At 41.4% G+C, this 7450-nt stretch carries 6 protein-coding genes; 4 read left to right on the top strand and 2 right to left on the bottom strand.

Going from position 1 to position 7450, the window contains the following annotated elements; translation table 11 throughout:
• Nucleotides 1-647 precede the first annotated feature (647 nt).
• Nucleotides 648-1364 carry a biliverdin-producing heme oxygenase gene (locus V7K50_RS04665; RefSeq protein WP_334957727.1) on the top strand — a complete coding sequence of 239 codons (717 nt, stop codon included), beginning with the start codon at nt 648-650 and terminating at the stop codon, nt 1362-1364.
• Between the two features lie 911 nt (nt 1365-2275).
• Nucleotides 2276-2695, top strand: coding sequence for a pentapeptide repeat-containing protein (locus tag V7K50_RS04660; protein WP_334957725.1), 420 nt, complete (start codon nt 2276-2278; stop codon nt 2693-2695).
• Between the two features lie 257 nt (nt 2696-2952).
• On the opposite strand, the gene V7K50_RS04655 is transcribed toward V7K50_RS04660, so the two are convergent.
• Both V7K50_RS04655 and V7K50_RS04650 read right to left on the bottom strand, forming a co-directional pair.
• Nucleotides 2953-3561, bottom strand: a complete 609-nt coding sequence (locus tag V7K50_RS04655) for a hypothetical protein (protein WP_334957723.1) — start codon at nt 3559-3561, stop codon at nt 2953-2955.
• A 202-nt stretch (nt 3562-3763) separates the two neighbouring features.
• Nucleotides 3764-4351 carry a thylakoid membrane photosystem I accumulation factor gene (locus V7K50_RS04650; RefSeq protein WP_334957721.1) on the bottom strand — a complete coding sequence of 196 codons (588 nt, stop codon included), beginning with the start codon at nt 4349-4351 and terminating at the stop codon, nt 3764-3766.
• A gap of 309 nt (nt 4352-4660) precedes the next feature.
• Between V7K50_RS04650 and V7K50_RS04645 the strand changes: the two genes are divergently transcribed.
• Both V7K50_RS04645 and V7K50_RS04640 read left to right on the top strand, forming a co-directional pair.
• Nucleotides 4661-5998, top strand: coding sequence for a Mur ligase family protein (locus V7K50_RS04645; RefSeq protein ID WP_334957719.1), 1338 nt, complete (start codon nt 4661-4663; stop codon nt 5996-5998).
• 246 nt (nt 5999-6244) lie between these two features.
• The gene (locus V7K50_RS04640; protein ID WP_334957717.1) at nt 6245-7063 is read left to right on the top strand and encodes a type 1 glutamine amidotransferase; all 819 of its coding nucleotides are present in this window, start codon (nt 6245-6247) and stop codon (nt 7061-7063) included.
• Nucleotides 7064-7450 lie beyond the last annotated feature (387 nt).

The raw sequence follows: 7450 nt of genomic DNA, 5'->3' as shown, positions 1-7450 counted from the left end.
TCCCTTTGCCCAATCCCTCTGCTTCGTCAGCAGAACCCCCAGAAATCCCCGGTGTCCGAGTTATTGATGAAACCATTTTATATTTAAACACTCCACACAATCACACTGAAAAATAGCACTTAAGACTTTATTCAGCAATTTAGATATGCTTTTTTTCTTAAGAAATTCATTCTAGATCAAGCTGTTTTTACGTAAAAATACGTAATTTTTGCCTCTAAAATTATAAATCTTTAATAAAGTCACGATTGGTTTTTACGTTATCAGTAAAGTTTACACATTTTAGCTAATTATTCCTTTTATGCCCTCAACTTTAAATCTTGATTGTCTGTATTAGTTCACATTTGGCAATGCTACTAACACAGTAATGAAGTCATAAATATTACCCCGGTTTCATCACCAGTGTTTTTCAGTAAAGCTGAGAATAAAAGCAAAATTCAGCTAATAACAACAAAAAATCAAAGCACCAAAATGTAAAGTTCTATTCCTCTAGCCTTGTTGCTGTGTAAAAAACTACAAAATAATCGTAGCTTAAAAAATTTTAATATAAATTCTCATCAAATAGTTTTAAGGTAACGTTTTAATGGCTTTTTTAGCCGTTAGTGAATCAAAACTCCGGCAGTTAACTTTTTAAAGTAGAGAAATTTAGCATGAACAGCAATTTAGCAACCAAATTACGTGTAGGCACGAAGAAAGCCCACACAATGGCAGAAAACGTAGGTTTTGTCAAGTGCTTTTTAAAAGGAGTAGTAGAAAAAAACTCTTACCGGAAACTAGTTGCTAACTTCTACTTCGTCTACTCAGCGATGGAAGAGGAAATAGAAAAGCACCGCCAGCACCCAATAGTTTCCAAAATTAACTTTCCTCTGCTAAACCGCAAGTATACCTTAGAGCAAGACCTGAGTTATTACTTTGGTGCCAACTGGAAAGAGCAAATCAAACTATCTCCTGCGGGTGAAGCTTATGTACAGCGCATCCGAGAAATATCTGCTACAGAACCGGAATTGTTAATCGCCCATTCATATACTCGTTACATAGGTGACTTATCCGGGGGACAAATTCTCAAAAATATTGCTGTAACTGCGATGAATTTGTCTGATGGGCAAGGAACAGCCTTTTATGAGTTTCCAGAAATTACTGATGAAAAGGCATTCAAAGCCAAATATCGGCAAATTTTGGATGAATTACCCCTTGACGAGGCGGCAACCGATCGCATCGTTGATGAAGCTAACGCCGCTTTTGGCACGAACATGAAGATGTTCCAGGAATTGGAGGGTAATTTAATTAAGGCGATCGGTGTAATGCTTTACAACAGTCTCACACGGCGTCGTACACGCGGTAGTACTGAACTTGTCACTGCTGAATAACTGTGTTGAGATTGCGGAGTATGGTGTGTGGAGTCATAAGCCCAGACAGCCTGATGAAGGATAATTCATAGGTGTTTATGGGGAAAGAGCGATCGCTAAAAAGCGCTCAAATATTTAGGGGCAATAGCCCTGTGCCTGCTTTTGATTCGTGAAAGCAAGCATGGGGATATTGCCCCTCAATTTTGATTCGACTGGGGATTAGGGACTGACTTTTCACGTTATGTGGAAAAGCGCACGAAAAACCTAACCCCCTAACCCCCTTCCCGACGCGGAAGGGGGAAAATTCAAAGTCTCTCTCCTAAAAGGAGAGAGAAATAGAAGTGAGGTTTTCCAGATACCGTGAAAAGTCAGGGATTAGGGACTTGTACTGAGTTTCGACTACGCTCAACTACCGCGACTTGTGCCGAGCCTGTCCTGAGCGTAGCCGTTCGCGCAGCGTCTCCGATAGGAGAAGGGCGAAGCCGAGGTAAGCCGAAGTATTGGGGATTGGGAAGATACAGCACATTTGATCTGAATCAGATACACAAGGGCGGGCAGGATGCCCACCCCACAACATTGATCAGATTAAGATGTGTACTTCATTTAGTTGCAAAGTGCTATAAGTATGTGGATATAGGAATATCCTGGCGTAGTTCCTCAACCAGACCAATGAGTTTAGCGATTTTTTGCGAAGTTTAAAAATACCAAATTTATTACCTATTGCAGATTTATTTCACGTTAAAACTGCGACCAAAGAGGGTAGTTTTGCAAGACTGTTTAAACAATACAAGAATCAATCTCACCCTTTGACTAATCCAATAGTGCAATGGCAAAAGCCGATCAATTGAGTCAATCTGTTTATAGATATTGTTGACCCATTGATTAAGAGAAAATTTCGGTTAATAGTATCTAACCGTTTTGAGGTAAGTCACATGAAACTGAAGATTTTAGCTACCGCAGTATTAGTAAGTACGATTTGCTATGCCATTCCGGTGCAAGCTGCAAATTCTGCCCATGTTAGACAGTTACTTAAAACAGGCAAATGTCCGGGGTGTGAATTGGCAGGAGCAGACCTGCGTTCGGCTCATTTAATTGGCGCTGACTTAAGAAATGCTAATTTAAAGGGAGCTAACTTAAGAAATGCCAATTTGGAAGGTGCTGATCTAACTAGTGCTAATCTGACTGGTGCTAACTTGAGTCAAGTATTTGCAAGTGATATTGACTTAAGCGCTACTAACTTAACTAATGCCAAGCTGACTAATGCCAAGCTGACTAATGCCAACTTGGAGGGTGCTGTATTGGCTGGGGTTGATCTCAAGGAAGTTATACTCTACTCTGACTTTTCGCGTTAAGTCTCGAAAAGCTTGCTCACAAAGGATTTAGCTAGAAGCGACTTGATGACGGCGACGTAGTAAAACACTGGTGGCGATCGCCCCGATGACAAGGGGTATTACATTAGTTGTTGGTTCTGGAACTCGAACTACTTGGAAAGAGCCATTTATTCTCGCCTGACCTTTTAAAGGCTACACCTGGCTGTAGACTGAGTGGTTGGACTTGAGAAAAGGTCAATGTGCCAGTAGCATTCTTGAATTGACAGAGGTTATATCAATCAACCAATGGGGCGATTTCCGGGATTGACTGCATGAATATATTCACTACCCGATCGCGGTCTTCCTCGTTTATAATAAGCTTCTTCTGGTTTACCCCATCCTAGCTGCAAAATCATTTCCAAAAAGTTAGAATTTTCCCATTTGCACAAACTCGCCCACTCTGTTCTTTGAACAATTCTTTCTACATCAGATGGGGCAATTCTTTGGTGTTGTTTACTATTATTAAAACTCAAGTATAAGTCCATCGTCATAGTGACTTGATACCAAAATTCTACGATGGAATTTTTAGCAGCTTTTAATATTTCTAAGTCAGTAGTGAGGGCAATTAACTCAGTATCAACTTCGGGATAGTGTAAGTTTTTGCCTTTAACTGTCACTTCCCGCCAGATAATACCTGAAATTTTATTTTCCCTCTGATAGTCGTGAATTGCAGTTTTAAAATCTTGATAGGCAGTGAACTGTTGGAACCCATCAGTTCTGATAAACTGGTCAATTAAAGGATTACCAGAGACTGTTATTTCTAATTTTAGACGCTCTCCTTTGAGGCAAGCTTGGCGTTCGGCTGCCAAAATTTTGATTAGCTCCTGGGTGGTGTAAACCTTTGACATCAGAATACATTCTAGTTAGTCATTGGGCACTTGTACTGAGCGAAGGTCTCGTAAGAGAAGTATTGGGCATTTGTTACGGACTAGAGATTAATTTCCTCAATTGTGAACACAGATATTTAAATATTATGCTTTGGCATCGGCAGAAATGCAGTAACAGATATCACTAAAAATTAGGGCAGACCAATTTGGCCTACCCCAGAAGTTACTTAGCTAACTCACTGCTGAACTCATTGAAGGCTCGCCGTTTTAGCTGTGCTGTTTCAGTGCGTGGTGATAAATCAAAGATTTTGCGAAATTCATCGTCTATCTCTTCAAAAGGTACTTGACCCTTTTTATTCAAAACTACCTGACCTGATTTATTAAACACCACGACTTGAGGAACAGCCCCAGAATAGTAATATCCTACTTCTGTAGGATCGTAGGTCTGTTTAGGCGGGATAGTATCTACATTAATCGGGATAATTTCTGCTACCCTACCATAGAATTCCTGTACCCGTGAAATGGAAATGGCATATCTTTTGGACTCGCTGCTGTCATCCAGATAAAAAGCCAAAAATACGGGTTTATGTTCGGTTAAAGATTGTGCGAGTGTCTGTCTGGGAGGAACCAATGAACCATTGCCAGCATATACGACAAAGATGTTGCCATCATATAAATCATTATCAAGACCAGCATAGGCAGGTTGCATACTTATAATGAACAGACTTGCAAGCAACAACAGGCATTTGGACAACCACCTTCGCCAGCCAGTAATTTGTTTATGTAAAAAAAGAAACTTTGTGCTATTCATCAAAAGGAACCTTGCAAGCTACTACTTGTTGTGAGTTTGTGCTGAATTCGGCAAACTGGGCTGGATATGTAATTACGCCCACGCACTATTTTTTAAGATAACGCCTACTGAGATTATCTCTCGCAAGTGGCTGCGATCGCTATGGGCAACTCAAAACAGAGGTAAAGTAGGGCAACTGTAAGGCTCAACAATCCAAAATCTCAAATTGCTATAGCTGGCTTTTTCGGCCAGGATTCGCTAAACTCACGCATATTAAATTTGCAGTTAAATACTTTTAATTAGCAACGGCCAGAAGACTAGGGTAGAGATGTGGGAAACAAAATACAATTGATAGATAGGCTGCGATTGGGTTTCGCGGTATCAGTGGCAAAAAGTGTGACGTTTATTGTGCAATTTTTGCGTCTAGGTGCTGCTAGTGTATTACCAGGCGCGATCGCTCGTCGCATTGAACCCCGACTTTTACAATTATTGAGTCAGCAAGTTAAAAACGGAGTGATTTTAATTGCTGGTACTAACGGCAAAACCACTACAGCCCTGCTTTTATGCACGATATTAGAACGCAAGGGTTATCGCATCGCTCATAATTCTACTGGTGCGAATCTGGAAAATGGTTTGATGACGGCGCTGTTGGAAAGCACCAACTTACTAGGCATACTAGATGTTGATTACGCTATTTTGGAAGTAGATGAAAATATTGTACCGAAAGTATTAGCACCTCTCCAGCCACGAATTATTCTCTGTTTAAACTTATTCCGTGACCAACTTGATAGGTATGGGGAAGTCGATACAATTAGTAAGCGTTGGACAAAGGTTATTTCTACCCTACCAGCAGAAACGGTGGTAATTCCGAATGCTGATGACCCAACTTTATCTAACCTCGGTCAGCAGTTACCTCAACGGGTGTTATTCTTTGGTTTGAATGAACCAGAACATTATTTAGAAGCTATTCCTCACGCTGTTGATTCTATCTATTGTCCTAAATGTGGGCATTCTTTAGATTACGAGGGTGTTTATTTGTCTCATTTGGGAGATTTTACTTGTCCTCAGTGTGGTTTTAGTAAAAGTAAACCGACCCTCGAAAGTAGTGACTGGTCGCAAATTCTGGTTGGTTTGTACAACAAATATAATACTTTGGCGGCTGCTACTGCGGCTATTGAGTTAGGAGTTGATGAAGCAACAATTAGAGATACTATTAACAATTTTCAAGCCGCTTTTGGTCGGGCTGAAGATTTAGTAATTAACGGTAAACGGGTGCGGATATTGTTATCAAAAAATCCTGTGGGAACGAATGAAACTATTCGCGTAGTTACTCAAAGCACAGATAAAACCACACTGCTGGTATTGAACGATCGCACGCCCGATGGCACTGATGTATCCTGGATTTGGGACGTAGATACCGAGAAATTAGTCGAACGGGGAGGAACTTTAGTAGTGAGTGGCGATCGCGTCTACGATCTGGCTCTACGTCTACGTTACAGCGAAAAGTCTGGTGAGAGTAAGTTAAATTTAATTGTCGAAGAAGATTTGCGACAAGCGATCGCTACTGCATTAGAGCATACACCAGAGAATGAAACTCTGCATATTCTACCGACCTACTCAGCCATGCTAGAAGTGCGAGAAGTTCTGACTGGGCGAAAAATTCTTTAAATTTGTCACTTGTCATTTGTCATGAGGCATTGGGGAAAGAATTCTTATATAGCGCTTCTCTGTTGACTACAATACAGACCTAACCCCCAGCCCCTTCCCTAGGAGGGAAGGGGAGTAAGATTCAAAGCCTCTCTCCTTTTAGGAGAGAGGTTTGGAGAGAGGTCAAAACTGTAATGCACCCAAGCGAGAACCGCTATAACTCCTAACTCCTAACTCCTAACTCCTAACTCCCCAATCCCAAAATTTATGAGTTCTCAAAATTTAGAATTAACAATTGGTTGGTTGTACCCGACGCTGATGAGTACTTATGGCGATCGCGGTAATGTCATTACTATAGAACGTCGCGCCGAGTGGCGGGGATACGATGTGAAAGTGTTACCCCTGGATCAAAATGCCACAGCCGCAGATATTAAAAGTGTAGATGTAATTGTTGGTGGTGGCGCACAAGACCGTCAACAAGAAATTGTCATGCGTGATTTGCAAGGCGCGAAAGCTGACGCGATGCGCGATAAAATCGAAAATGGCACACCAGGAGTATTTACTTGTGGTTCCCCCCAATTACTGGGACATTATTATGAACCAGGCTTGGGACAACGAATTGATGGTTTGGGAATACTCGATTTAGTTTCCGTCCATCCTGGTGAAAACACTAAGCGCTGTATTGGGAACTTGGTAATTGAAGTGACAGCTTCACGCCTAGCGCGAGATTTAAAAGAGATGACGGGTAGCACACCATATTTGGTAGGCTTTGAAAATCACGGTGGACGTACCAAACTGGGAAAAGTGGAAGCTTTGGGGCGCGTGGTGTATGGTTTGGGAAATAATGGTGAAGATGGGACAGAAGGAGCATTTTATCAGAATGCGATCGCTACTTATTCCCACGGCCCTTTATTACCGAAAAATCCCTTTGTGGCCGATTGGTTAATTCAAACAGCGCTGCGGCTAAAGTATCAGCAGGCAATTACGTTGCAACCTTTAGATGATAACCTCGCTGTACAAGCACGAGAAGCGATGTTTAAGCGGTTAAAAGTCAGTTTACCAAGTGTTACTGCGACGAAAGTTTAATCTGTAACACGCAGTGTCATGTCCGCATAATTAGGGCTTGCTAACCACAGTCATTATATTAGGGAACTCCAAGAAATAAATTATCCAATGTTGTGGGGTGGGCAACATGAGCGCCCTATAGACTGGGCTCTCGTGTCGCCCACCCCACAAGAGTTAATTGGATATTTTTTATTGGGAAAGTGAAGGTTTAAAACCTCGCCCCTTGTGGGCGAAACAGTCCTTGTATCTGTTGGCGTAGCCTCTCCCTTTGGGAGAAGGTAGGTAAAAACCCCACCCCGAAGTGTCTGTCTTGATTTTGAAGTAATGAGTAATAAGTAATGGGTATTACTCATTACTCATTACTCATTACTCATTACTCATTACTCATTACTCATTACTCATTACTCA

Source organism: Nostoc sp. (genome assembly GCF_036917135.1).
Classification (GTDB): Bacteria; Cyanobacteriota; Cyanobacteriia; order Cyanobacteriales; family Nostocaceae; genus Nostoc.
This window is presented reverse-complemented; position numbering and strand designations above follow the sequence as displayed.